This is a genomic window from Serratia sp. JSRIV001, from assembly GCF_019968745.1.
Taxonomy (GTDB): Bacteria; Pseudomonadota; Gammaproteobacteria; order Enterobacterales; family Enterobacteriaceae; genus Chania; species Chania fonticola_B.
In genome coordinates this window covers 2,917,276-2,942,229 of the sequence record NZ_CP074147.1, presented here as the reverse complement: position 1 = coordinate 2,942,229, position 24,954 = coordinate 2,917,276, and the positions used below count along the sequence as shown (strand labels likewise).

Below are 24,954 nucleotides of genomic sequence, written 5' to 3'. Positions count from 1 at the left end.
GCTATGAGCCTGAAAGCTGTTGACGAAAAAGATGACAAAAAAGACAAACCCCTGGGCAGCCAAAGCCTGTTTCGTGGTTTGCAGCTGATTGAAATATTGAGCAATTTCCCTAATGGTTGCCCGCTGGCGCACCTGTCCGAGCTGGCCGAGATGAACAAAAGCACCGTGCACCGCCTGTTACAAGGGCTGCATACCAGTGGCTATGTCACGCAGGCGCCTTCCCCAGGCAGTTACCGCCTGACCACCAAATTTATTTCTATTGGTCAAAAGGCGCTTTCCTCATTGAACATCATCCACGTGGCTGCACCGCATTTGGAGCAGTTGAACCTGGAAGTGGGGGAAACGGTCAATTTCTCCAGCCGGGAAGACGATCATGTGATCCTGATCTACAAGTTGGAACCGACCACTGGCATGATGCGTACCCGTGCCTATATCGGCCAGCATATGCCGCTGTACTGTTCGGCGATGGGTAAAATTTTTATGGCCTATGGCAAGAGCGACTATCCGGATCACTATTGGCAAACCCATCAGCAGGAGATCCAGGTACTGACGCGTAATACCATTACCGAATTGCCGAAGATGTATGAGGAGTTGGCGGATATCCGCAAGCAGGGTGTGGCGATGGATCGCGAAGAAAACGAGCTGGGCGTGTCCTGTATTGCTGCCCCGGTGTTCGATATTCAGCAACGGGTGCCTTATTCCGTTTCGGTTTCGCTGCCTACGGCCAAGCTGCAACAGGTTGGCGTAGAGTCGTTGATGAAACCGCTGCTGGAGACCACGCGGCGCATCTCTCAGGAATTGGGGTTTGTGACGCAGGAGTGATTTTGCTAAACAAGGCAGATCCCTGACGGAATTTGTGCTTAATTTAACAAGATTTGCGCAACATTTGTGCAATCTAACACATCAGATCACAAAAAAGGGACACAATGAGTTATCTTATGTCCCGATTTCATCCCTTTAACGGATCCTAGACCCATATGATTATCAAACCTAAGGTTCGCGGCTTTATCTGCACCACCACTCATCCGGTCGGTTGTGAAGCCAATGTTCGTCGTCAGATTGCCTACACCAAGGCACAGGGCAAGATTGCCAATGGCCCTAAACGTGTGCTGGTGATCGGTGCATCTACCGGTTATGGTCTGGCTTCCCGTATTGCCACCGCTTTTGGCAGCGACGCCGCCACCATTGGCGTATTCTTCGAGAAAGCGGGCAGCGAAAGCAAAACCGCCACCGCTGGCTGGTACAACTCGGCCGCTTTCGATAAAGCCGCTAAAGAAGCTGGCCTGTACGCGAAAAGCGTTAATGGCGATGCCTTCTCCAACGAATGCCGTGCCAAGGTGATTGAGCTGATCAAAGCTGACCTGGGCCAGATCGATTTGGTGGTTTACTCGCTGGCTTCACCAGTGCGTAAAATGCCAGATACCGGCGAAGTAGTGCGTTCCGCACTGAAGCCAATCGGTGAGGTTTATACCACCACCGCTATCGACACCAACAAAGACCAAATCATCACCGCTACGGTTGAACCGGCGAGCGAAGAAGAGATCCAGAACACCATCACCGTGATGGGCGGTCAGGATTGGGAACTGTGGATGTCGGCGTTGGAAGAAGCGGGCGTGCTGGCCGAAGGTGCCAAGTCCGTTGCTTACTCGTATATCGGTACCGACCTGACTTGGCCAATCTACTGGCACGGTACGCTGGGCCGCGCCAAAGAGGATTTGGATCGCGCAGCTACCGCTATTCGTGGCGATCTGGCTGCCAAGGGCGGCACCGCTCACGTTGCCGTGCTGAAGTCCGTGGTCACTCAAGCTTCTTCGGCCATTCCGGTAATGCCGCTGTATATCTCCATGGCCTTCAAGATCATGAAAGAGAAGGGCATTCACGAAGGCTGCATGGAACAGGTTTCCCGTTTGATGCACACCCGTCTGTACGGCGAAGAGATGCCGCTGGACGATCATGCCCGTATCCGTATGGATGACTGGGAACTGCGTGATGATGTGCAGCAGGCCTGCCGCGATCTGTGGCCGTCAATCACTTCGGAAAACCTGAGTGAACTGACCGATTACACCGGCTACAAGCAGGAGTTCCTGCGCCTGTTCGGCTTTGGTCTGGAAGAAGTGGATTATGACGCGGACGTTAATCCTGACGTGCGTTTCGATGTGGTAGAGCTTTAATTTCCTACCCCAGAATGTCAAACAGGGCCCAATTGGGCCCTGTTTGTTTTATAACGCACCGAAATCAATCCTCATCGTCGTGCTCGTCGTCTTCATCCATCACGATCGGGCAGTCGAAGTCATCCGGCTTGAGCACCAGCAGGTCACATTTCAGATGGTCGATCACCTGTTCCGCGGTATTGCCGATAAACGCGGCAGAAATACCGGTGCGGCCCAAGCTACCTAACACCACCACGCCCGCTTGCAAATGCTCGGCCAAATCTGGGATCACTTCCTCCGGCAGGCCTTTCTCCACGTGGGTGAATTCTTCGTTGATGTGGAATTTTTGCCTTAACGCCTTCATGGCGATCAGGTGCTGCCCGCGGATTGCATCGTTATAGATGCTGGGATCAAAATCGGGCAGTTCGATGGCGATATTGATCGGGGTAACCGGGTAGGCACCCACCAGGTGTACTTCGGTTTGATCGACGTTTTGCGCCAGTTCGAGCGTTTCTTGCACCAGCCGGATATTGAGTGGGTCATGATAAGGCTCTTCGCTGGAGAGGTTGACCGCCACCAGCGCTTTACCCCCTTCAGGCCAGGGTTGGTCTTTCACCATCCACACCGGGCAAGGGCATTTGCGCAGCAGATGCCAGTCCGTCGGGGTGAAAATCACGGATTCAAGCCTGTCGTGCTGATGGGCCATTTTCAACAGCAAATCGTGCTTGCCGCTCAGCACTTCCTGAATGATCGCCTCATAGGGACGATTGTGCCACACCACTTTGATTTCAATGGGGACACCGTCTTCAAGATAGAAGCGGCATTGCTCTTTAATCCACGCCGCCCGTTGGCTAATCACCCCTTGCCGCATCGCCGTTCTTTCGTCAGGGGAAAGCAGGGTGGTCATTTCGTAAGAGAAATCATAGATAGGAAGGAAGGCCTTAATCCGCCCGCCGTTCCGCTTGATCAGGTAAACTGCCCGGCGCAGCGCCGGTTGATCGTCCTGATTGGGGTCAATAGCCACCAGTAGATTCTGATACTTCGCCATAGGGCCTCCTTACAGCTGTAGATCAACAGTCTGTTCACATACAGAGTAACCCAACATTGAAAAACAGAACAGCGGCAGAGGGGGGCTGGGCCAACAATTTCAGCGAATTATTGGCCCAGTAGGGGATCAGGCGCTTACGGAGACGTTGATGCGTGCGGCACCCGCCAGTTGTGACAGGGCGTCTGCGTTTTCGATGGTGATGTATTTGCCTTTCACGCTGAGGATTTCGCTTTTCTGGAAACGCCCCAACAGGCGGCTGATGGTTTCCACCGTCAGGCCCAGATAGTTGCCGATATCGCCACGGGTCATGGTCAAACGGAACTCACGCGGTGAGAAGCCACGTTCGGCAAAGCGGTGCGACAGGTTATAGACGAAAGCGGCCAGGCGCTCTTCGGCGTTCTTCTTTGACAGCAGTAGGATCATATCCTGGTCGCCTTTGATCTCACCGCTCATCAAACGCATGATTTGCTGGCGCAGATTAGGCATTTTGCCCGAGAGATCGTCCAGCGTTTCAAACGGGATTTCACAGACCATGGAGGTTTCCAGCGCCTGAGCGAAGCTTGGGTGCTTCAGGCCACCGATGGCGTCAAAGCCCACCAGATCGCCCGCCAGGTGGAAGCCGGTAATTTGTTCGTCACCCTGTTCGGTGATGGTGTAGCTTTTGATGGTCCCGGAGCGGATGGCGTACAGTGATTTCAGTTCGTCACCGGCTTTAAACAGCGTTTGGCCTTTCTGGATCGGCTTTTTCCTCTCGATGATGTTGTCGAGTTGGTCCAGCTCATGCGTATTCAGCGTAAAAGGAATACACAATTGGCTGATGCTACAGTCTTGGCAATGGATCGCACAACCACCAGACTGGATACGACGAATCACGCGTTTTTCCGGGATCATAGATTAAGCTCACGCAATAATTGATATGAGTCAATTTTAACATCTTTTGCGGCAGGTGATAAGTACAGCAAGAACAACAATAGCGACATTTTGTGTGATTTTTAAACAGGGCTATTGCTCATCATTCCGTAGCATACTGATGTTTAGTGATTTATTGACTTCGGAAAAGGCTGGCTGATATTGACTAAAACCATATGAAAAACGAATAAATCTCGCATTATCATCGGCTTTCTGCGATTAGTCTTATCAATTGTAGGGGTATAGATGGGCGGATAGCTTTCATTCGTGATGGTCACGTAGGATAACGAATAAATATTTCTACACAAATCTGTGCGGTGAATGAGCCCGCTAGTTATGACGGTACTGTGCAGGAGCGAACGGGCGCAGCATGCTGCGCCCAGCTTTAAAATCAGGCGCTATTTTTAGCCAAAGCATCATTAGCCGGAACATAGCGCGGGACGTTGTTATGTCCTGGCTGGTCGACTTTGACGATCAGCGTCAACACCGCCGCCACCAGATACAAACCGGTATACACCCACACTACGCCTTCGATATCAAAGAAGGGCAGCACAATAGAGGCGATGGCCGGGGCCGCGAAGTTGCTCAGGCCGGCGGAAAGGTTATAGATCGAGATAGCTGCACCTTTGTGGTTGGGTTCCAGTACCGGGAACACTGCGGTCATAGGGACGAAGGCCGCAACGGTGATCCCAAGCATGACTGCGGGCACCAGCGCGATCCAGAAGTTATGGCCAAAATGCACCGGCAGGTAGTAAAACGCCAGGCTGGAGATGGCGCAACCGATGCAGCCAAACCAGCGCACCTGGCGCAGCCAACCGATTTTCTCCCCCAGAATGCCCCACATAATGTTGGTGAAGATGGTGACAAAGAAGAACACCGCCCAAATTTGTAGCCACTCGGACATGCTAAAGCCCAGCCGGCCTACGTACAGCATCGGCATAATCACCGCAAAGCCAAACAGCGACAGCGTGTTGATGATGCGGATCAGGCACGAGAGGAAGATATTGCGGTTGGTGAACAGGATCGTCACCGCGCGGGAAAGCTCTTTGAGTTTCTCCTGCGGTGACAGATCGGCCTTGGGGCTGGCTTCACCCACGTTGCGCAGCAGGAACATCGCCATCAAGCCACCGGCAGCCACCCAGACAATGGCAAACCACAGGGTGCCGGTTTCGCCCATCAACGGAATGGTAAAGCTGGGCAGATAGCTGCCGACACAGCCGATGCCGATCGAGTACATTGCCCAGAACCAGCCCATCGCGGAAGAGAGCTGCTGTTTAGGGACGTTCTGTACCACCAACATCACAAACGAATAGATAAACAGTGGATAGGCCAGGCCACGAATGCCGTAAAACAGCAACATCAGCGGGTAGTTACGCATCCCCAGGCCAAACAGCATAAACAGCACGTGCATCACCAGCCACAGGATAAAGCCGATGCGCATGGCTTTTTGTGGTGTGATGATTTCGGCCACCACGCCGGAGCTCCAGGCCGCCAGCGCCGCTGCAAGGCCATACACGGTAAACACCAGCGCCGACTGTGCCGGTGTGAACCCCATATCGGTGATGTGTTTAGACAGAAAGGCCATCTCAAAGCCGTCGCCGCTCATGAAAATGGCGATGGCGATGTAGCCCCAGAACAGGTTCATCGGCAGGCCGAACCAGTGTTTATGTGTTTGTGGCATAGCAAACTCCAAGATAGGTGTAAGGGTACAGTCTTATTATTTTTTACCGCGCCGGGATCATGCCCGGCGCAGGGCCAATTGTTGTTGATAGAGCTGACGGTAGGTGGCCAGACGTTCCGCGAGCAGAGGTTGGCGTTCTCCGTCCGGGAGGAAGCGTCGATCGATGGCGGGTTTGTGGCAAACCTGCTCCACCGTTCCACCTGCTGCCAGCCATCCCAACCGCGCCGCGCCCAAAGCGCCGCCGGCTTCACCGCCAAGATGGGTGACCACCGGCAGATCGAGCACGTCGGCCATCAGTTGCGCCCAATGTTCGCTGCGAGCGCCACCGCCAATCAGTGAACATTGTTCCAGCCGGGTTCCGGCTTGCGAAAGAACGTCCAGGCCGTCCGCCATACCGAATGCCACGCCTTCCAGCACCGCATAGCCCATTGATGCACGCTGATGGCTGTGTGTCAGACCGTGGAACGCGCCGGTCGCCAGCGGATCGTTGTGCGGCGTCCGTTCACCGGACAGGTAGGGCAAAAATACCGGGGCCAGGCGCTGTTCCGCCAGGTTCATCTGGGCAATTTCGGCCAACAGCGTGGGTTCATTGCTGCCCACCAGTTGGCAGAACCAGCGCAGGGCACTGGCGGCGGTAAGCATCACGCTCATCTGATGCCAGCGCTCAGGCAAGGCATGGCAAAACGCATGGACGGCGGATTGTGGATTGGGGCGGAAGCGATCGTTCACGGCGAACAGCACGCCGGAGGTCCCCAGCGAGATAAACGCATCGCCTGGATTAACCGCGCCAATGCCCACCGCGCTGGCTGCGTTATCTCCACCGCCACCGGCGATGATAATATTGTCAGCAAGGCCCCAGGAGCGCGCAATATCGCCTTTCAACTGGCCGGAGATTTCGCTGCCTTCTACCAGACGCGGCATCTGATCGCGGTTGAGGCCACAGGCAGCGAGCAAGGGATCTGACCAGTCCCGCTTGCCCACGTCGAGCCACAGCGTGCCGGCCGTGTCCGACATATCGGAAACCTTGTCGCCACTCATCATCCAGCGCAGGAAGTCCTTGGGCAGCAGCACGGTGGATATTTGCGAGAAGATTTCCGGTTCATGCCTGGCAACCCATAACAGCTTGGGCGCGGTGAATCCCGGCATCGCCAGGTTACCGGCAATGTCATGCAACTCCGGTGCGTTCTGCGTCAACTGCTTGCATTGTTCGGCGCTGCGAGTGTCATTCCATAAAATCGCCGGGCGCAAAACCTGATTATCACGGTTGAGCAGCACCGCTCCGTGCATCTGACCGGAAAGCCCCAGCGAGCGGATCTGCGGCCACTGTTGCGGAATTTTGGCGCGCAAACGGCTCACTACCGCCTGCGTTGCTCGCCACCAATCGGCCGGGTCCTGCTCTGCCCAGTGGGGATGCGGACGTTGTACTTCCAGCGGCTCACCGGCGCTGGCGATCAGGGTGCCGTTGTCATCAATCACCACGGCTTTGATTTCTGAGGTGCCTAAATCCAGTCCTAGATACATGGTTCGCTCCCTTTATTGCGCCAGCCAGTGATTAACCCGATCGATGGATTGGCGCAGCAGTTGGCTAAAGGCACGGCTGTGGGCCAAGGTGCTGAACAATTTCTCATCTGAGGCAAATACCGCCACCGGATCGGCCGCTGCGAACATCTGGTGGACAGCGGCGGCGTCCAGAATACCGTCCTGATATTCATAAGGCAGTTGGCCTTGGTGCCAGCGCTGCATAAAGACAAAGAACAGGGCAGGCAGCATGGCCGTGGCTTTCGGCTCCTGGCCGCGCTGATAACACTCTTGCAGCGTTGGGGTAATGAAACCGGGGATTTTGGAAAAACCGTCGGCGGCAACGCGCTGGTTGGTATCGCGAATATAGGGGTTGCTAAAGCGTTCCAGAACCACGTCACGGTAGGCGGCCAAGTCGAGCGGGCTCGGCGTCAGGGAAGGGATCACGTCCTGGGTCACATAATCATAAGCCAACTGGTGGATGGCTGGGGTGCCGGTGCTTTCATGAATAAAGCTTTGGCCAATCAGCGTACCGGCCCAGGCAATGCAGCTATGGCTGGCGTTGAGGATGCGGATCTTGGCTTCTTCATAGGGCAGCACGGATTCAACCATTTCGACGCCGACGTTCTCCAACGCTGGCCGCCCGTTGATGAAATCATCTTCGATCACCCATTGGATAAAGGCTTCCCCCATTACAGGCGCACGATCCTGGAAGCCGGTGGCTTCGGCAACGCGCTCGGCAACCTCCGGCGCTGGCCGTGGTGTGATGCGGTCAACCATGGTGTTGGGGCAGCGGGTGTGGCTATCGATCCAGGCGATCAGCTCTGGTTCTTTACGCAGTTGCAGGAACTGCATCAGGCCGTGACGGAAGCGTTCACCGTTATGGCGCAGGTTATCGCAGTTCAATAACGTGACAGGGTCACCATTAAGCTGCTTTCTGCGTGCCAAGAGCTGTGCCATGGTGCCGTAAATAGTGCGGCAGGCGCCCAGCAGATCGGCCTGAATATCGGCGTTAGCGCGATCCAGATTAAACTGGTTATCCAGATAATAGCCACCTTCGGTAACGGTGAAGGAAATGACTCGGGTTTCTGGTTTGGCCCCTTGCGCTGTCAACGCAGCCAGTTCGTTATCCCAGGGAATGACCTTGCTGATGGAGGTAATGGTTTCGTACTGGCGAACGCCCTGTGGGGTGACGGTTTCCAGCACGTATTGGCCTTGTTGCTCAGCCAGCGTATCCAGTAACGGCGTGGCGTCATCGCGAATGTTGGCAAGCGCAATCGACCAGCGGCTATCGCCCGCTGCAATCAGGCGATGTAGATACCAGGCCTGATGAGCACGATGGAAAGATCCGGCGCCAATATGCAGCCAAATGGCCTGGGAAGAGTTCACTGGTTTGCTCATAACGTTCTCCACTAAAGGTTATTTTAGGGCATCCGCCCTTGCATTGGGCATTTGCTCCATTGATAGCGATAGATTAAATAAACTTTTGCCCTTTAAATGGGCTTTAGCTCACAAATGTGCAAATCGGCCTCTGCGGGCAGGTGGAATGCCGGTAAAATGACGCCATCAGGGGTAGCGGGTGAAACAACATGGTCAAACACGATAAGAAGCTGGATCAGGCGGCGCGCGCCGCCTGGATGTATTACGTGGCCGGACAGACTCAGAATGAAATTGCCGAGGCGTTGGGCGTATCGCGCCAGGTTGCACAGCGGCTGGTGGCATTGGCGATCGACAGCGGTCTGATCAGCGTCAACATTTCCCACCCGGTAGGGCGCTGCATGGAATTATCGGCCCGTCTTAGCGCACGCTATGGCTTAACGCTGTGCCAGGTGGTGCCTAGTCAGGGAATGGAGAGTGCCGGAATAAACCGCGCAGTGGCGGTAGCCGGGGCTGAAGTGATGGCGCAGTTTTTGCGTAGTGAACAGCCATTGAACATTGGGGTGGGTTCAGGCCGCAGCCTGAAGGCGGCGATCGATGAGCTGCCGGAATTGGAGCGGCCACAGCATAGCTGCGTTTCGCTGATCGGGGCGATCGCGGCTGATGGCTCCTGTACCCGCTATGACGTACCGCTGTGGATGGCAGAGAAAACCCAGGGCCGCTACTTTATCCTGCCCGCACCGCTGTTTGCCGATAGCGAACAGGATCGCGCCCTGTGGTGCAACCACCGCATTTACCGCACGGTGAACGACAAGGCCAGCCAGGCCGATGTGACCTTTATTGGCATTGGCACCATCGAATACCACTGCCCACTGCACAAGGATGGGTTTATCACCGCAGAAGATGTCGATCGTCTTTGTGAGTCTAACGCAGTGGCAGAAATGCTCGGCCATTTTATCGATCCGCAGGGCCAGCGGGTGGCTAGCGAACTCGATCGGCGGCTAACCAGCGTTAATCTGCACCAACGGCCGGAAAAACCGGTGATTGCTCTGGCAGGTGGTGCGGAAAAACATCAGGCCATTCGTGCGGCCTTACTAGGCCGCTGGATCAACGGCCTGGTGACGGATGAGGAAAGCGCGTTGGCGCTGCTGGCCGATTAAATCAGATCCTGGGGCAGGAAACCTTCATGTTTCAGCAGCCATTGTTTGCGCTGGACCCCTCCGGCGTAACCGGTCAGCGCTCTCTGAGAGCCGATCACTCGGTGGCAGGGCACTACGATACTGATTGGGTTAGTGCCGTTAGCCATGCCAACTGCGCGTGATGCGGTTGGCCTGCCAATGCGCTTGGCCAATTCCCCGTAGGTGATGATCTCCCCACAGGGAATTTGCCGGAGTTGCTGCCAAACGGTGCGTTGGAACTCGGTGCCCGCAGTCATCACCGGCACAGTGTCGATGACTGCCAACTCGCCAGCAAAATAGCGCTGCATCACTTCCGTCAGGCCGCCGGGGTTGGCTTGCTCCTGTATCACGAAGGGAGAGGCTCGATAATGGCTGTTGAGCAGCTTCATCAGGCGTGCCTCGTGATCGGTCCAGTCCAGCGCGCGCATCCGTCCTTGCTCATCGCCGATCAACACCAGTTCACCGACCGGCGTCGGCATACGATCAATAAAAAAGGTCAGCATGTTGTTCACTCCTTGCGTTTGATAGGGCGATTATTACATGAAAGAGCCGGATGTGATGGCGGATTTCGGACATGCTGATGGGGCGGGGGCTATAGGGAAAAACAGGGTACACCCAAGTAGGTATACCCCGAGAGGTGAAACGCCAAAATGTTAGTAAAACCACAAAGTCATTTTCGATGACTAATTGTATGACATAATTCCGTCGATTAGGATTAATTGTAAATTAACGTAATTCGTTGTAGAGAAGGGTCATTAAACACCGATTCACGAATGGGTTTGCCCATTAATTCCGAACCCATATTATCCAATGGCATTTGGATAAATTCATTGGTGTTGAAGGCGGTTTCACGATAGCAACTGGATATGTATTGACCATCATTGCGCGAAATCTCGCAGGTTGGGGCGCTGATTTTGCCGGAAAACTGGATGCTCCCTGAGATGGCGTTGTGGCTAACCTCTTGTTTTGAATGAGCTGAAAGGGGTAATGCTGCCAGCATGGCCAAAGCCGTAATAATAGATTTCATAAGCTATTCCTATTAGCATAAAGTAAAACCATCCATTAACAAAAAAGTCGATTATTGTCTAAAAAACAAACTTCCATTGTCTGGTGATTTAATTTCCAACGTGACTATAATGTATTGAGTAAATAATAATAACAGCAATCGTTCGTTAATTGAATTTAATAGTAGGGATGGCCAGGCAGTAAAACCATGATTTAGATCATAGTGGGGGGAATTTAGGGGCGATGTGAGTATTATTACTTTTGATGCTGCTTATAATAACGGGTGTGACTTTAAATAGCGATATTAATGTTAAGGCCGCATATTTATCGTTATTCTGCGGCCCTTAATCTAACGCTTTGGAGTTACAGCATCCCTGCGCTGCCACAGATACGGATCTTTTCTGCTACCACTTCTTTCATCGCCAATTTACCCGGAACGATGTATTTGCGCGGATCGTTGGCTTCGGGATGTTGCGAGAAATAGCTCTTCACCGCATCGGCAAAGGCGATTTTAAGTTCGGTAGCCACGTTCACCTTACACACCCCCAGCGAGATGGCTCGCTTGACCATCGCTTCCGGGATACCGGAGGCACCGTGCAGCACCAACGGGATCTCCAGCTGTTCGCGGATCAGCGCCAGACGGTCAAAATCCAGCTTGGGCTCCCCGTGGTACAGCCCATGAGCCGAACCGATGGCGACGGCTAGGGAGTCGATCCCGGTAGCCGCGACAAACTCGCGGGCGGCTTTTGGGTCGGTATAAAAACCGTCTGCGGCATCGACAATCAGATCGTCTTCCTGGCCACCCAGGCGGCCTAGTTCCGCCTCTACGCTAGCCCCATAGCGATGGCATAACGCGACGGCCTGCGCAACCAGCGCGATGTTCTGCTCAAAAGGCAGGTGCGAGCCATCGATCATCACCGAGCGGATCCCGGCTCTGACCTTGGTGGCGATATCTTCGAGTTCTTCGTGATGGTCTAGATGCAGCGCCAGCGGCAGGTCATGGCGCTGGGCTGCCGAGCGGCAAATTCCCACCAGATAGTCGGTACCCGCATAGCTAAAGGTGCCCGGGGTCCCGGCCATGATCACCGGGGATTGCAGTTCAGCGGCGGTTTCTGCCACTACCTGCACCGTTTCAAGATTGTGTACGTTGAACGCTGGCACGGCATAGCCCAGCCTTTGCGCTTTCAACAGCATTTCACGGTTGGATATCAGGTACATAACGGCTCCTCACAGCTCGGTAGCAGAGTAGGGATAAATGGTCACGCCTTTTACCACGCGGTTGACTTCCCCGGTTGGGCAGGGGTTATCCGGCGTCAGGCCGCGCGCCAGCGAGGTTTCAAACGCCAGCATTTGGGCAAACAGCAGATAGGGGAACAACAGCCAGATATCGTCGTCGGCATGATGCAAATCGGACTGGCCCGTTTTCTCCGTTGGCGAATTACCAAGACCAACCATTTGCCTGGCCAAACCGTCACGCTGGAGTTCGTCCCACAGATCCTGCTCATAACGCTCGGTATAGCGGTTGCTGGAGAGCATCAGCAGTACCAACGTCTGTGGATCGACCATAAATTTAGGGCCGTGACGCAGGCCCAGCGGCGAGTCATAGCGGGTGACGATCTGCCCGGCGGTCAGTTCCAACATTTTCAGCGAGGCTTCCTCCGCCAGGCCGGTGAAACAGCTACTGCCGAGCACGATGTAACGGCTAAAGCCGCTGCTGGCCAGGGTTTTTACTTGGGATTGCAGCGATTCACGCAGTTCTCTACAGCGCTCGATCATCTGTGCCAGTGGTTGCTTGGCGGCGTCCAGGGAATAAGGGCCTAACAGCAGCGCGGTGCTCAGCATCATGCAGCTGAAGCTGGAGGTCATGGCAAAGCTCTGGTCGTTTGAACCCTGTGGCATCACCAGGGCACAGACGTTTTTACGGCCGTGGGCATAGTTGGCCAACTGGCTATCCGGGTTGCACACCAGCATCAGGTGATAGCACTGGGGGAGCAGTTGATCTGCCAGCGCTACCGAGGCGACGCTTTCCGGGCTATTGCCGGAACGGGCGAAAGAGACCAGCAGCGTCGGGCGTGATGGGTCGAGAAACTGCTGCGGATTGGCGACGATATCGGTGGTGCCATAGGCCGCAACATCCCGGCCGGTTTTTTCCCTCAGCCATGGGGCCAAGGCCCGGCCGGCAAAGGCTGAACTGCCAGCACCGCACAGCACAATCTGCAGGCGCGGGTTTTGCAGCAGAGGCGTCAGGAAAGCGGAGCATTGCTCCTGTTGGGCGACCAACTGCTGGTGCAAGGCCGCCCAAAGGTCCGGTTGCTGCCAAATCTCACGGGCGGTATGCAGCGCATGATGTTGCTCCAGCCAGTCCGCATCGTAAGAAAAATAACCTGTCATGATGGTAACTCCTTAAAAAAAATCGGTTTATACCTGATAAATGCCTGTTGATGCCTATTTAGTGGTCGGCGATAATCACCTGGATCCCCAGGTTTTGCAGCGCATGCAGGTAATTGGCTGGAATGCGGCTGTCGGTCACCAATCGGTGGATCTGGCCGATCTCGCGGATCATGCAGAAGCTGCTGCGGCCAAACTTACTGGCGTCAACCACCGCAATCACTTCGCGGGCCACTTCGCACATGGCGCGGTTAAGCTGGGCCTCACCAGGATCTGGCGTGGTGATACCGCCCACCAAATCAAAGCCGTCAACGCCGAGGAAAAATTTATCAAAGCGATATTGGCGGATGTGCTGCTCGGCAGCGGGGCCATACAGCGACCAGGACTTGCGCCGCACGCTGCCGCCGACCACCATCAAATCCACCTGTTCGTTGCTGGCCAATTCGAAGGCGATATTCAAGGCGTTGGTCATCACCACCAGGTCTTTCTTGCCGGCCAACTGGGTGGCCATCTGGCTAGTGGTGGAACCCGAGTCGAGAATGATCGCGTCACCGTCGTTCACCAACGCGCTCGCGGCACAGGCAATGGCGAATTTCACATCGCGGTTGATGCGCCCCTTGTCCTGGAGCGGGCGATCGAAGGCGAACTGTTTATTGAGCATCGCGCCGCCGTAGGCCCGTACCGCACAGCCACTTTTTTCCAGATGGCGCAGATCGCTGCGAATGGTGACGGTAGAGACGGCAAATTGGCTGCTCAACTGTTCCACGCGCACCGTGCCCTCACGGCATAGCTGGTCGATAATTAATTCTCGCCGTTTAACGGTATTGATCATGAATAGCTGACTCCTGATTTACCCGTAGCAAACCCCGGCCGTGGCATAGGGGCCACAGCAACCGTTACAGGCGTATTTTCAGTCTTTCGTTGCAAATTACAGCAAACGAAACCGCGCAACGCAATCGAAAAATTTAAATATAATCTTATATTTCAACAAGTTATTGTTGCCATATCTTTCGGTTGGTCATCAACCGAAAGCCGCATGGAAATAAACTGAAAACCGGTAATGCCTTATTTATTCGGCTAATATCCCTTTTGCCGCGCCAATTAATTCCGCCGTGGATGAAAGCTACCCACGATGAATAATGCGGGTGAGCTTTCCTTAAATTTTTTATTGCCAGCTTTGGCGCAACAGTGCCGCACCGCGTACGCCGCTGCTGTCGCCATACACCGGGGGATAAACCATCGCCGGTTCTGTCCCTGGCAGTAGCCAGCGGCACATGGCGGCGGGCAACTGTGCATAGAGTTCACTTACGTTAGAAAGCCCGCCCCCTAACACGAAAGCGTCCACATCCAGCAACAGTTGCAGGCTGGCCAACGCGCTGGCCAGGATATCGATGTAGATCCCCATCAGGTGTTGCGCTAACGGATCGCCCTGACGGTAACTGGCGATCAGGGCCGGGACGTTGGCGGCGCTATGGCCAAAGTGTTGGCTCAGGGCCAGCAGACCGCTGCCGGAGACATAACGCTCAAAGCAGCCGGTCAGGCCGCAGTTGCAGACAAACAGCGGCAGATCGTAACGCTGAGCCAACTGGGCCGAGATGGGTGTATGCCCCCATTCCCCAGCCAGCCCATTGCGGCCCTTGTGGAGCCGTTTGTTCATCACCAGCCCACCGCCAGCGCCGGTACCGATGATGGCACCAAACACCACTTCCAACCGTTCGGTCTGGGGCGTGCTGGCCTCCGAAAGTGCAAAACAGCGGCAATCGTTTTCAATCTCTACCGGTCGCGACAGCTCTTGAGTGAGATCGTCCGCCAGGCAGTGGCCCGTCAGGCAGGGCACGTTTACCGCCAACTGCTTGCGGCTGCGTGGGTCGGTGATCCCCGGCAAGCCAATGCCGATGCTGCCTTGGGTGTGCAGGCTGCGATCGGCCTGGCTGACCAGTTGCGCGATACAGGCGAGAAACTCGCGATAGTCGCCGGTGGGTGTACTGACACGCTGGCACAGCACCTGATTCAACTGGGCATCATAGGCGGCCATTTCGATTTTTGTGCCGCCAATATCAAAACCGTAACGCATAGCATGAGTAGCCACGGCTTTACTCCTCACCCAAGGTGATGACGGCGTTTTCCCGGCGGGCGCGTTCGGCGGCAAAGACCATCAGGTGGCTCTGCAACGTTTCCTGCGGGCCAGACAGCACCTGCGAAGGATCGTTGGCGCGCACGGCAGCGATAAAGTGCTGCATCAGATAATAATCGCCGCCGCCGTGGCCAGACATGGTGTGCAGGTCTTCGGCCTCGTCCACGTCATACAGCGTTTCGCGGTCGTCAAGGAAGGAGGTGATGCGGATGTAGCGGCCATCGCCCTCCAGGCATCCCTGGCTGCCAAAAATGCGCGTTTTGCGATCTTCCATTTTGGTAAAGGCGGTCATGGTAAAGGCGGCGGTGCGGCCACCGCTAAACTGCATATTCACCACCTGATGATCCACCACGTTGTTATCACAGCGGTAGACACAGCGACCATAAGGGCCGTTGCGCAGCGCGGCGACCAGATGTTCCTGATCGACTTCTGGCGTCAGCACCCGCAGGAAGCCCGGCGTTGCCTTGTGGTTTTCGCCAAGGTAGATGCGTTTGGCGGAATAGGGGCATTCGGCCTCAACGCCGCAGTCCAGGCAGTTATCCGCTGCGCCCTGAGGCTGGTTTTCCTGGCGGAAGTGGCGTAATCCACCGAATGAGCTGACCTGCTCGCAAGGCGTATCCATCACGTAACGGATCCAGTCAATATCGTGACAGGATTTTTGCAGCAGCATAAAGGCTGCCTGCTGGTCGTTGCGCCAGTTGCCACGCACGAAAGAGTGGGCCTGATGCCAATAGCCCACCGGCTCCAGATGTTGCAGGCTAACGATGTCGCCAATGACCTTATCGCGCAGCAGTTGCTTGAGTTTCTGGGTATAGCGGGTATAGCGCAGCACGTGCCCGACGGAGAATATGATCCCCTGGCGCTCCACTTCTTCAACGATGGTGCGGCACTCACTGGCATCAGGTGACAGCGGTTTCTCCAGCAGCATGTGATAACCCTGTTTGGCGAAGGCCAGGGCCGGTGCCAGATGCAGGGTATCTTGGGTGCAAATCATCACCGCATCGGCCAGTTTGCCTGCCGCCACGGCCTGCTGCCAGTCGGTAAAGACGTTTTCGGGCGAGATGCCGTGCTGAGCCACAAACTGCTGGCGATAGGTATCGCGCGGTTCAGCGACCGCCACCACCTGCATCAGTTCTGGGTGAGCCAATGCATAGCGAGAGTAAATCTCCCCACGAGCACCGGCACCAATCACCAACACGCGTACCGGACGGCCAGTAAAGTCATTAGACATTGCAAAGTACTCCCAAATTATCCCAGTGACTGGGTAGCGTTATTATTCAGGTTGTCACCGCTGGCCTGATCGAACAGGTGGGCGCGGGCCAAATCAAACGTCAAATGGATCTGTTCGCCGATGCTCGGTTCCCAGTCTGGCTGAGACGCAATCCGCAGCACGAAGCGTAATCCGGCCAGTTCACAGTGCAGCAACTCTTCGTTGCCCATGCGTTCAATGGTGGCGATACGGGCCGGGAAACAGTTTTGGGTACCAGCAGCACACAGGCGCAGCGCTTCAGGGCGAATACCCAGGCAAACTCGCTGGTGCGGATAGTCTTCCAACTGTTTTTCCAGCGCGGGCGGCAGGGTCAGCAGATAGCGATCGTCGATACGCAGCTGTGTTCCCTGAGCATTACGCAGCAAGTCCAGATCGTGCAGGTTCATCGACGGGCTGCCGATAAACTCGGCGACAAAGCGGTTGGCGGGGTGGTGGTACAGGTTGATCGGTTTGTCTACCTGCATGATGGTGCCCCGATTCATCACGCAGATGCGGTCGCCCATGGTCATTGCCTCAACCTGATCGTGCGTCACATACACCATGGTGGCGGCAGCACCTTCCTGTTTCAGTCGGTTATGCAGTTCGATGAGCTGCACGCGCATGGAAACGCGCAGCTTGGCATCCAGGTTGGAGAGCGGCTCGTCGAACAGAAACACCTTGGGTTTACGCACGATGGCACGCCCAACTGCCACGCGCTGGCACTGGCCACCGGAGAGCTGGCCGGGTTTGCGATGCAGCAGATTGGTGATTTCCAGCTTCTCGGCAGCATCCTGTACCCGCCGGTCGATTTCAGCCTTGCTCTCTTTACCAATCAGACCAAAGGCCATGTTCTTGTAGACGGTCATATGCGGGTAGAGCGCATAGTTCTGAAACACCATGGCGATGCCGCGATCTTTGGGCATGGTGTCGTTAACGCAGCGGTCGTGGATCATGATTTGGCCTTCGCTGACGCTTTCCAGCCCGGCGATCATGCGCAGCAGGGTGGATTTGGCACAGCCGGACGGGCCGACAAACACCATAAACTCACCGTCCTTGATATCCAGATCCACGCCATGCAACGCCCGGAAACCGTTGGGATAGACCTTTTTCACACTGTTTAATTGAATACCGGCCATGTCTGTTTACCTTATTGTTCGCGGTTAGCCTTTAACGCCAGCGCTGGCGATGCCCTGGATGAAATAACGTTGGAAAAGAATGAACAGCATCAGCATCGGGATCACCGCCATCAAGGCACCGGCCATCAGCAGCGGGTATTCCACTCCGGCACGGCTGGACAGCGAAGCCAACCCCACCGGCAGCGTCAATTTTTCGGTGGTGGTGTTGACGATCAATGGCCACATCAGGTTATTCCAGCTCCACAAGCCGTTAATGATGATGCAGGCGATGATGCCGGGGCGGATCAGCGGCAGCATGATGCGCCAGAAGATGGCGAAGTAGCTGTAGCCGTCGATCAGCGCCGCTTCCTCCATCTCCTTAGGGACTGCCAGGAAGAACTGCCGCAGCAGGAAGGTGGCGTAAATGCTGAAGATCCCCGGCAGCACCAGGCCGGTAATGCTGTTGACCAGCCCCATCTTCTGCACTACCAGGAACTGCGGGATCAGAAATGCCTGGCCCGGCACCATCAGGATCGAGATGCACACCAGAAACACCGCGTCACGGCCACGAAAGTGCAGGCGAGAGAAGCCATACGCGGCCATGGTGGCGATCACCATTTGCAGCGTCACGGTGGAGAAGGTGGCCAGCAGTGAGTTGATATAAAAATCCGCGAAAGGGATCTCGCGCATGATCTTGCCGTAGGCCTGCAAGCTGGGGTTTTCCGGCAGCAGGGTCAGCGGGATCTGGATGCTTTCGGCCTGGGTTTTCAGCGAAGTCACCAGCATCCAGATAAAGGGCACCACCGAGGCCAGCGCCGCCAGCGTCATAAACAGATAGACCAGGGCTCGTTTGCTTATCGTCATCAATGGCTCCTCAGCTCACTCTCAGGCGTTTGCCGATCGCCATCTGCACCAGTGTGATCACCAGCGTCACGGCGAACAGCACCACGGTAATGGCAGAGGCATAACCTTTCTCTTGCAGATAGAAAGCGTATTTGTAGAACAGATTGGTGATGGTCATCACGTCACCTTCCACCAGGGCGCGGTCGAACATCAGGAACACCACGTCGAAGATTTGCAGGATCTCGATAAAGCTCATTACCGATACAAAGAACAGCGTCGGCACCATCATCGGCAGCGTGATAAAGAAGAAACGGCGCAGGGTGCTGATACCGTCGATATCGGCGGCTTCATACAGCTGACGGGGGATGCTTTGCAAACCGGCCAGCAGGATGATGATTTTCAGCGCCAGCGACGACCAGATAATGATGATGGACACGCTGATGCGTACCACGTCCGGATCGGAGAGCCAGGCGACCGGCGTAATATGCAACAGGTTTAGCCCCTGGTTAATCAGGCCAAAATCCTTGTTGAACAACCACTGCCACACCATTGCCACTGCGGCAGGCATGGTCACCGCCGGTAGAAACAGCAGGGTGCGCAACAACGCTTTGCCACGAATGTTCTGGTTAAGCCCAATCGCCAGCAGCAACGACAGCAGCAGGATCACCGGCACGCACACCACCACATAAAACAGGGTGTTGAAGGCGGCGGTATAGAAGTCATCGTCCTCAAACAGGTTGATGTAGTTGTCAAAGCTGATGGTCGTCCAGCTCATAAACTGGTTGAGGTCGGTAAAGCTGTAAAAAATGTTCTGTAAAAACGGGATGAAGTAAAATACCGTCAGGCCGATCACCAGCGGCAGGATCATCACCCAGCCCCAGAAGCGTTCGGCTCGCTCCAGACGGCTTAATGCGGCACGAGGTCTGCTCTTTGCCTGTTTTATGTTGGCCGTAGCCGTTTCTGCCAGCGACATGTCGCCATTCCTCACCTTTGACTGCTCAGTGTTTCCGCTGCGACCTACCCTCGGGTAGGTAGGTCGCAGCGGGGGGAATTACTGCTCCATGATGCGTTCGATCTTCTTGATCGATTTATCCATTTCCGTACGGGCATCCGCGCCCATAAAGATTTTCTTCAGGCTGCCGATCCACATGTTTTGCCACTTCGGCGTGTTGGTGCCTGCGGTTGGATAGGCCTCGGTCACTTCCAGCGTTTGGATGTACGGGCTGACGTCAACCTTTTTGACTTCCTCCACCCAGGCTTTAGCCGCGACCTTGTTGGCCGGGATCACCACTTTCGCCAAAGTGGCCTGCGAGGCTTCGCTGCTCATAAACTCGATGTACTTCCAGGCTTCTGGCTTGTGGTTACTCTTGGCGGACATGGCATAGGCCAGGCTGTGAGCCACGCCAGACTGGCGCTCGATCTTCGGCATCATCACCACGCCGATATGGTCGTTGATCAGCGGATTGTTGGCGAACGGTGCGGCCAGCCAGGAACCGGCATACACCATGGCGGCGCGGTTGGACTGGAAAATGTTCTCGGTCTTCACTTCGCTCATCTGCTGGGCGGTCGGCATCAGGCCGTCTTTCATCATCCCTTGTAGCTGCTGGTAGACCCAGATGGCGTTGTCGTTGGCGATATCGGTCGGTTGGCCATCTTTTGGCACGATATGATTGCCTTTCTGGAACAGCAGGTTCATATAGCTGTCCTGGCCGTCGATGCTGAGATCCATCACCAGCGGGAAGGCGCTGCCCTTCAGGCCGGTTTGCAATTCGGCGGCCTTCTTCTTCATGTCATCCCAGGTCCAGTCGCTGGTGGGATAGCTGACGCCAGCCTGATCGAACAGTTTTTTGTTGTACCACACGGCGATGGAGTCGACGTCGCGCGGGATGGCCATCTGCTGGCCGTCGTATTGATAAGCCTTAACGGAGCTGGCAACGATATTATCCAGATTGACCGTGCCGTCTTTTAAATAATCGCCCAGCGGTTGCATAATGCCGTTTTTGGCATATTGCACAAAATAGGGCATGTTAATCCAGAATATATCCGGTGCGACACCGCCGGCGGCGGCGGAGTCTAATTTAACAAAGTATTGTGCGGCGGGCGTTAATTCTATTTCCACTTTGACATTCGGGTTGGCCTGCTCAAATCGCTTGGCAATTTCCTGTTCGGCAGGTAATTGGTTTCGATCCCAAACCGCATAACGCAATGTTATCTGGTCGGCGGCATATAACATGGTCGGCAACAATAAAGCGGCTGCAACAGCGGAATGCAACAGAAAACGTCCGGCGTTTTTTCTAGGTGACATTGCTTTACCCTCGGTGTTGGCGAATACATTTTTTGGTGAACGTGATTTCTTTCTATCCCTTAACTTTCAATGTGTCAATGCAGCCCTTTTGCCCAAAAATGGGGCGCGTATCTTTCACTGTTGTTAACAACGAAAGGTCAAAGCCACCAACCGAAAGGCTTTTTTGTTGATGAATTGTTAATGTCGAACGGCGAAAATCCGTTGTCGGGCGGCAGTTATGGCTTGCTGGGGTCATAGGATTAACTGATAACCCTTGCACCATAATGGGGATTAAAAACGTTTTTATTGTGCAGGCCGCGGCATCTTTCATTTTTGTGATGCAAATAAACAAAAAAATTAATTTTTTGCCGGGCGAGAGGGCATTCGCTAGCTTTTTTCGTTGGCCTATATTGCCTGTGGTGAAAAAACGCGCTAGCCTGAAATTAATTCAATCCCACCGTAAAATAATACAGGGCAGCTATTATGCGTCTCACGCTACTATTTACCCATTGCCTGGAGAAGGTATTTCATCGTCAAGCCGCACCGCAGGTAGAACAGCAAAACCAATTCAGCTGCCTGAATAATGAAACCCTCTCATGGCAAGGCGTGTATTGTCTGTACCGCGAGGATAATGAAACCCGCCGGGAATTACGTTATCAACTTGAGGGGCAATTGGCCGATGATATCAGCGTGCGCCATGTGCAGTCGGTGCCCAGCCATTTTCCCTGTTATGCCGAGGCCGATGAGAACTATCTGACGACCGAGCCTGGCCTATTTCCCGACCCGCTGATGCCCATCCAGGATCGGCGTTTTTTTGCCGCCTGCCGTTATTACGCTAGCCTGTGGCTGACCTTTACGCCGCCAGTACAGGGTATTGCCGGTGGCGACTATCCGCTAACGCTGCGGCTGTTTGATCAAGAGACGGGGGAAGAGCTGGCCGCAGCCAGTATGACGCTGCATGTGGTGCCTGCCGCGTTGCCAAAGCAGAGGCTGCTGCATACCGAATGGCTACATACCGACTGTTTGGCGGACTATTACCAGATTGCAGTGTTCAGCCCGCAATACTGGCAGGCGGTGCGTAACTTGGTCCGCAACGCGGTGGCAAATGGCGTGAATATGCTGCTAACGCCGATCTTTACGCCGCCGCTGGATACCGCCATCGGTGGCGAACGCACCACCGTGCAGTTGGTTGGGGTGAAACGCACCGTTGCAGGTTACCAATTTGATTTTGAACGATTGGCGCAGTGGGTAGCGATGGCGCAGGAGGAGGGGATCGAACACTTCGAAATTGCCCACCTGTTTACCCAATGGGGCGCAGCGCATGCGCCAAAAATTATGGTTGAGGTCGCGGGGGAAATGCAGCCGCTGTTTGGTTGGCATACCGATGCCCACGGCAGCGAATATCAGCAGTTTCTGCAGGCATTGATGCCAGCGTTAACCGGCTGGTTCCGGGCACGGGCTCTGCAACGGCAGGTGTGGTTCCACATCTCGGATGAACCTAAACTGGAAAATATCGCCGCCTACCAACGTGCCAGCGATTCGCTGCAGCCGTTGCTAGAGGGGTTCCGTACCTTCGATGCACTCTCCGACTTTGACTTCTATCAGCGTGGGTTGGTAGAAACTCCGGTAGTCGCCACCGATCATATCGAGCCATTCCTCGAGCATCAAATCCCGCAGCTGTGGGCCTATTACTGCTGCGTGCAAAGAACCGAGGTAGCCAACCGCTTCTTTGCCCAGCCTTCGGCCCGCAACCGCATTCTGGGTATCCAGCTTTACCTCTATAACATCAGCGGTTTCCTCCACTGGGGCTACAACTTCTATAACAGCAGCCATTCCCGGGAGAAACTGAATCCCTATGCGGTTACCGACAGCGGCAACGCCTTCCCCTCTGGCGATCCTTTTGTGGTTTACCCTGGGCCGAATTTCATGCCGATAGAGTCGCTGCGTTTGCGGGTATTCCATCAGGGGTTGCAGGATCTGCGGGCCTTGCAGTTGTTGGAGAGCCTGACCGATCGCGTCACGGTGGAGCAGTTGATCGATCAAGAGCTGGGGATGCGCATCACCTTCAAACGTTACCCTCATCAAGCCTCTGTGCTACTGCGGCTGCGGGAACAGGTCAACGCCCGTATAGAGGCCGCTCTGTAAACCAGAGAATAGAGGGGCGAGCATTCTCGCCCCTGACGCCTTATTTCATCTTTCCGTCATCAAACGGTCATGTTCAGGTCATGACGCTGGCTTAAGTTTGCAGCGACTAGGCCAGGAGATGACCCGATGTTTACTTTGGATAGCCTGCTGCAAGATGTCTTCCCACAGCATTCTCCCCCTGCCTGGCAGCGTAGCCTGCTAAGAACCTTACTGCGTGAAAAAGAATTCAGTCAGTTTGCCGCCGACTATCCTCACCTGAAAGGGTTGGATCTGATCGAGCAGGTGGTGGACTACTTTAATTTGAGCTGCGAACTGGTGGATGGGGATCTGGAAAACATCCCCAGCCAAGGCCCGGTGGTGTTGGTTGCCAACCATCCCATTGGTTCGCTGGATGGCTTGGTGCTGTTGCGGACGGTGGCGGCGGTACGGCCAGACGTCAAGGTAGTGGCCAACCAGTTGCTGAGCTGTATCGAACCTTTACGTCATCTGTTTGTACCGGTTGATAACCTGGGCAACCGTACCAACCGCCAGCAAATCTCAGCCATGCAGGCCCAATTGGATAATCAGGGCGTGCTGATCTTGTTTCCAGCGGGGGAAGTGTCCCGTATGAGTCCCAAAGGAATACGCGATGGTCACTGGCATACCGGATTTCTGCGGCTGGCCGCCAAGGCGCGGGCGCCGATCGTACCGATCCATATCAGCGCCAGAAACAGCGGCCTGTTCTATTTGACCTCGCTGATTTATCGCCCGTTATCCACCTTGTTATTGGTGCGAGAGATGTTCAAACAGCAGGGCGGACGGATCAAAATCCGCATCGGCGGGCGCATTCCGTTTGCCCATTGGCATGATGGCCATACTCAAGCACGCGATCACGCCGAGCGTTTCCGTCGCCATGTCTATCGGTTGGGTCAAGGAAAGCCAGGGCTGTTTACCAGCGAATCGGCCATCGCCTTGGCGGAAGATCGCCTCGAGTTGAAAAAAGCGTTGGCGGCCTGCGAGCGACTGGGTGTTACGCCGGATGGCAAAACCATTTTCCTTTATCGCCGTCAGGGGGAGGCCAGAGCACCGATCCTGCGGGAGCTTGGCCGCCTGCGTGAGATCGCTTTCCGTGCCGTGGGGGAAGGCTCGGGGCGGCGGCGCGATTTGGACAGCTATGACGACGACTATTATCACCTGGTGCTATGGGATGAGGAGGAACTGGAGATTGTCGGTGCCTACCGCTTTATCCCCACGGCACCGCAGTTGGCCAGCAAAGGACTGGAAGGCATCTACAGCAACAGCCTGTTCCATTACGATCGCGATATGACACCGATCCTTGAACAGGGGATTGAGTTGGGCCGCAGCTTTATTCAACCCGCCTATTGGGGGAAGCGCGGTCTGGATTACCTGTGGCTCGGTATTGGTGCCTATCTCGCCAAATATCCACAGTATCGCTATCTGTTCGGCCCGGTATCCATTTCAGGAGGCATGCCGGTTGCCGCCCGCGATTTGTTGATTGCCTTCTATCGCCTCTATTTCGCTCCAGACCATGCCATGGCCCAGTCACGGCAGCCTTATCCGGCCTCTTTACCGCAGGTATTGGCCCAGTTTGCCGGTGATGATTATCAGCAAGACTTGCTGCTGCTGAAAAGCCTGTTGAGCAACCTCGGCTGTTCGATCCCGACTTTATACAAGCAATACACCGAGCTGTGTGAGCCCGGTGGCGTGCAGTTTATCGACTTCGGTACCGATCCGGCGTTTAACCACTGTATCGATGGTTTAGTGTTGGTCGATCTGACGCGGCTGAAGCCTGCCCGCTATCAGCGCTATATTGCCGCTCATCTTTAGATCGGCTAACAACGTGAGGGAGGGCGCGCCCATTCATAAAATCAATGGGTCATGACACCGGCTCCGCTTTGACCGAAAGTGCGGCCGCGCCAAATTCTCCCAT

General features: G+C 55.1%; 22 protein-coding genes. 5 read left to right on the top strand and 17 right to left on the bottom strand.

Annotation, left to right across the window (positions count from 1 at the left end):
- The first annotated feature begins 3 nt into the window (after nt 1–3).
- Complete coding sequence (locus KGP17_RS13450) at nt 4–822, top strand: IclR family transcriptional regulator (RefSeq protein ID WP_021806485.1); 819 nt, start codon at nt 4–6, stop codon at nt 820–822.
- Nucleotides 823–977: 155 nt separating this feature from the next.
- The gene (gene fabV / locus KGP17_RS13445; protein ID WP_021177880.1) at nt 978–2,171 is read left to right on the top strand and encodes an enoyl-ACP reductase FabV; all 1,194 of its coding nucleotides are present in this window, start codon (nt 978–980) and stop codon (nt 2,169–2,171) included.
- 64 nt (nt 2,172–2,235) lie between these two features.
- Here fabV and uspE read toward each other — a convergent pair whose 3' ends face one another.
- From uspE to dalD, 5 genes are all read right to left on the bottom strand, one after another.
- Complete coding sequence (uspE, locus tag KGP17_RS13440; RefSeq protein ID WP_021806484.1) at nt 2,236–3,198, bottom strand: universal stress protein UspE; 963 nt, start codon at nt 3,196–3,198, stop codon at nt 2,236–2,238.
- Between the two features lie 126 nt (nt 3,199–3,324).
- A complete protein-coding gene (locus tag KGP17_RS13435) occupies nt 3,325–4,089 on the bottom strand; it encodes an FNR family transcription factor (protein WP_021177882.1) in 765 nt (254 codons plus the stop codon).
- A gap of 409 nt (nt 4,090–4,498) precedes the next feature.
- On the bottom strand, nt 4,499–5,788 hold the full coding sequence (locus KGP17_RS13430) for an MFS transporter (protein WP_186629223.1): 1,290 nt from the start codon (nt 5,786–5,788) through the stop codon (nt 4,499–4,501).
- A 57-nt stretch (nt 5,789–5,845) separates the two neighbouring features.
- Complete coding sequence (gene xylB, locus KGP17_RS13425) at nt 5,846–7,309, bottom strand: xylulokinase (protein ID WP_223499597.1); 1,464 nt, start codon at nt 7,307–7,309, stop codon at nt 5,846–5,848.
- Between the two features lie 12 nt (nt 7,310–7,321).
- Entirely contained in the window at nt 7,322–8,707 is a 1,386-nt protein-coding gene (dalD, locus tag KGP17_RS13420) for a D-arabinitol 4-dehydrogenase (RefSeq protein WP_179247511.1), read from the bottom strand.
- A 188-nt stretch (nt 8,708–8,895) separates the two neighbouring features.
- On the opposite strand from dalD, the gene KGP17_RS13415 reads away from it, so the two are divergent.
- On the top strand, nt 8,896–9,843 hold the full coding sequence (locus tag KGP17_RS13415) for a sugar-binding transcriptional regulator (RefSeq protein WP_021177886.1): 948 nt from the start codon (nt 8,896–8,898) through the stop codon (nt 9,841–9,843).
- Here KGP17_RS13415 and ogt read toward each other — a convergent pair.
- The 12 genes from ogt to KGP17_RS13355 all read right to left on the bottom strand — a co-directional run bounded on the left by ogt (nt 9,840) and on the right by KGP17_RS13355 (nt 21,210).
- Nucleotides 9,840–10,364, bottom strand: coding sequence for a methylated-DNA--[protein]-cysteine S-methyltransferase (ogt, locus tag KGP17_RS13410; protein WP_223499596.1), 525 nt, complete (start codon nt 10,362–10,364; stop codon nt 9,840–9,842). The genes KGP17_RS13415 and ogt overlap by 4 nt on opposite strands.
- A gap of 212 nt (nt 10,365–10,576) precedes the next feature.
- A complete protein-coding gene (locus KGP17_RS13405; protein ID WP_059200888.1) occupies nt 10,577–10,888 on the bottom strand; it encodes a hypothetical protein in 312 nt (103 codons plus the stop codon).
- Nucleotides 10,889–11,229: 341 nt separating this feature from the next.
- A complete protein-coding gene (locus tag KGP17_RS13400; protein WP_021177889.1) occupies nt 11,230–12,084 on the bottom strand; it encodes a tagatose bisphosphate family class II aldolase in 855 nt (284 codons plus the stop codon).
- A 9-nt stretch (nt 12,085–12,093) separates the two neighbouring features.
- A complete protein-coding gene (locus tag KGP17_RS13395; RefSeq protein WP_021806479.1) occupies nt 12,094–13,257 on the bottom strand; it encodes an SIS domain-containing protein in 1,164 nt (387 codons plus the stop codon).
- Between the two features lie 58 nt (nt 13,258–13,315).
- Nucleotides 13,316–14,086 (bottom strand): transcriptional repressor AgaR, encoded by a 771-nt coding sequence (gene agaR / locus KGP17_RS13390; protein WP_094981283.1) that lies wholly within the window; start codon nt 14,084–14,086, stop codon nt 13,316–13,318.
- A gap of 333 nt (nt 14,087–14,419) precedes the next feature.
- Complete coding sequence (locus KGP17_RS13385; RefSeq protein WP_021806476.1) at nt 14,420–15,328, bottom strand: ROK family protein; 909 nt, start codon at nt 15,326–15,328, stop codon at nt 14,420–14,422.
- A 19-nt stretch (nt 15,329–15,347) separates the two neighbouring features.
- Entirely contained in the window at nt 15,348–16,619 is a 1,272-nt protein-coding gene (locus KGP17_RS13380; protein WP_021806475.1) for a Gfo/Idh/MocA family protein, read from the bottom strand.
- A gap of 17 nt (nt 16,620–16,636) precedes the next feature.
- A complete protein-coding gene (locus KGP17_RS13375) occupies nt 16,637–17,773 on the bottom strand; it encodes an ABC transporter ATP-binding protein (RefSeq protein ID WP_021806474.1) in 1,137 nt (378 codons plus the stop codon).
- Nucleotides 17,774–17,797: 24 nt separating this feature from the next.
- On the bottom strand, nt 17,798–18,616 hold the full coding sequence (locus KGP17_RS13370; protein WP_021806473.1) for a carbohydrate ABC transporter permease: 819 nt from the start codon (nt 18,614–18,616) through the stop codon (nt 17,798–17,800).
- A 10-nt stretch (nt 18,617–18,626) separates the two neighbouring features.
- Nucleotides 18,627–19,568 carry a carbohydrate ABC transporter permease gene (locus KGP17_RS13365; RefSeq protein WP_218519313.1) on the bottom strand — a complete coding sequence of 314 codons (942 nt, stop codon included), beginning with the start codon at nt 19,566–19,568 and terminating at the stop codon, nt 18,627–18,629.
- 78 nt (nt 19,569–19,646) lie between these two features.
- Entirely contained in the window at nt 19,647–20,900 is a 1,254-nt protein-coding gene (locus tag KGP17_RS13360; RefSeq protein WP_021806472.1) for a sugar ABC transporter substrate-binding protein, read from the bottom strand.
- 52 nt (nt 20,901–20,952) lie between these two features.
- On the bottom strand, nt 20,953–21,210 hold the full coding sequence (locus tag KGP17_RS13355) for a hypothetical protein (RefSeq protein ID WP_141234328.1): 258 nt from the start codon (nt 21,208–21,210) through the stop codon (nt 20,953–20,955).
- A gap of 152 nt (nt 21,211–21,362) precedes the next feature.
- Here KGP17_RS13355 and KGP17_RS13350 point away from each other — a divergent pair, with 152 nt between their 5' ends.
- Nucleotides 21,363–23,024: a DUF4091 domain-containing protein gene (locus KGP17_RS13350; protein ID WP_223499594.1), complete on the top strand. Its 1,662-nt coding sequence runs from the start codon at nt 21,363–21,365 to the stop codon at nt 23,022–23,024.
- 126 nt (nt 23,025–23,150) lie between these two features.
- The gene (locus KGP17_RS13345; protein WP_209527201.1) at nt 23,151–24,851 is read left to right on the top strand and encodes a lysophospholipid acyltransferase family protein; all 1,701 of its coding nucleotides are present in this window, start codon (nt 23,151–23,153) and stop codon (nt 24,849–24,851) included.
- Nucleotides 24,852–24,954: the final 103 nt, after the last annotated feature.

What these genes read in the sequence shown, in the direction of transcription:
- KGP17_RS13345 (WP_209527201.1), top strand. Translation starts at nt 23,151, where the DNA reads ATGTTTACTTTGGATAGCCTGCTGCAAGATGTCTTCCCACAGCATTCT.
- xylB (WP_223499597.1), bottom strand. Translation starts at nt 7,309, where the DNA reads ATGTATCTAGGACTGGATTTAGGCACCTCAGAAATCAAAGCCGTGGTG.
- KGP17_RS13355 (WP_141234328.1), bottom strand. Translation starts at nt 21,210, where the DNA reads ATGAAAGATGCCGCGGCCTGCACAATAAAAACGTTTTTAATCCCCATT.
- ogt (WP_223499596.1), bottom strand. Translation starts at nt 10,364, where the DNA reads ATGCTGACCTTTTTTATTGATCGTATGCCGACGCCGGTCGGTGAACTG.
- KGP17_RS13405 (WP_059200888.1), bottom strand. Translation starts at nt 10,888, where the DNA reads ATGAAATCTATTATTACGGCTTTGGCCATGCTGGCAGCATTACCCCTT.
- KGP17_RS13360 (WP_021806472.1), bottom strand. Translation starts at nt 20,900, where the DNA reads ATGTCACCTAGAAAAAACGCCGGACGTTTTCTGTTGCATTCCGCTGTT.
- agaR (WP_094981283.1), bottom strand. Translation starts at nt 14,086, where the DNA reads ATGATCAATACCGTTAAACGGCGAGAATTAATTATCGACCAGCTATGC.
- KGP17_RS13395 (WP_021806479.1), bottom strand. Translation starts at nt 13,257, where the DNA reads ATGACAGGTTATTTTTCTTACGATGCGGACTGGCTGGAGCAACATCAT.
- KGP17_RS13350 (WP_223499594.1), top strand. Translation starts at nt 21,363, where the DNA reads ATGCGTCTCACGCTACTATTTACCCATTGCCTGGAGAAGGTATTTCAT.
- KGP17_RS13380 (WP_021806475.1), bottom strand. Translation starts at nt 16,619, where the DNA reads ATGTCTAATGACTTTACTGGCCGTCCGGTACGCGTGTTGGTGATTGGT.
- KGP17_RS13430 (WP_186629223.1), bottom strand. Translation starts at nt 5,788, where the DNA reads ATGCCACAAACACATAAACACTGGTTCGGCCTGCCGATGAACCTGTTC.
- KGP17_RS13375 (WP_021806474.1), bottom strand. Translation starts at nt 17,773, where the DNA reads ATGGCCGGTATTCAATTAAACAGTGTGAAAAAGGTCTATCCCAACGGT.
- KGP17_RS13415 (WP_021177886.1), top strand. Translation starts at nt 8,896, where the DNA reads ATGGTCAAACACGATAAGAAGCTGGATCAGGCGGCGCGCGCCGCCTGG.
- KGP17_RS13450 (WP_021806485.1), top strand. Translation starts at nt 4, where the DNA reads ATGAGCCTGAAAGCTGTTGACGAAAAAGATGACAAAAAAGACAAACCC.
- KGP17_RS13370 (WP_021806473.1), bottom strand. Translation starts at nt 18,616, where the DNA reads ATGACGATAAGCAAACGAGCCCTGGTCTATCTGTTTATGACGCTGGCG.
- KGP17_RS13365 (WP_218519313.1), bottom strand. Translation starts at nt 19,568, where the DNA reads ATGTCGCTGGCAGAAACGGCTACGGCCAACATAAAACAGGCAAAGAGC.
- KGP17_RS13385 (WP_021806476.1), bottom strand. Translation starts at nt 15,328, where the DNA reads ATGCGTTACGGTTTTGATATTGGCGGCACAAAAATCGAAATGGCCGCC.
- uspE (WP_021806484.1), bottom strand. Translation starts at nt 3,198, where the DNA reads ATGGCGAAGTATCAGAATCTACTGGTGGCTATTGACCCCAATCAGGAC.
- dalD (WP_179247511.1), bottom strand. Translation starts at nt 8,707, where the DNA reads ATGAGCAAACCAGTGAACTCTTCCCAGGCCATTTGGCTGCATATTGGC.
- KGP17_RS13400 (WP_021177889.1), bottom strand. Translation starts at nt 12,084, where the DNA reads ATGTACCTGATATCCAACCGTGAAATGCTGTTGAAAGCGCAAAGGCTG.
- fabV (WP_021177880.1), top strand. Translation starts at nt 978, where the DNA reads ATGATTATCAAACCTAAGGTTCGCGGCTTTATCTGCACCACCACTCAT.
- KGP17_RS13435 (WP_021177882.1), bottom strand. Translation starts at nt 4,089, where the DNA reads ATGATCCCGGAAAAACGCGTGATTCGTCGTATCCAGTCTGGTGGTTGT.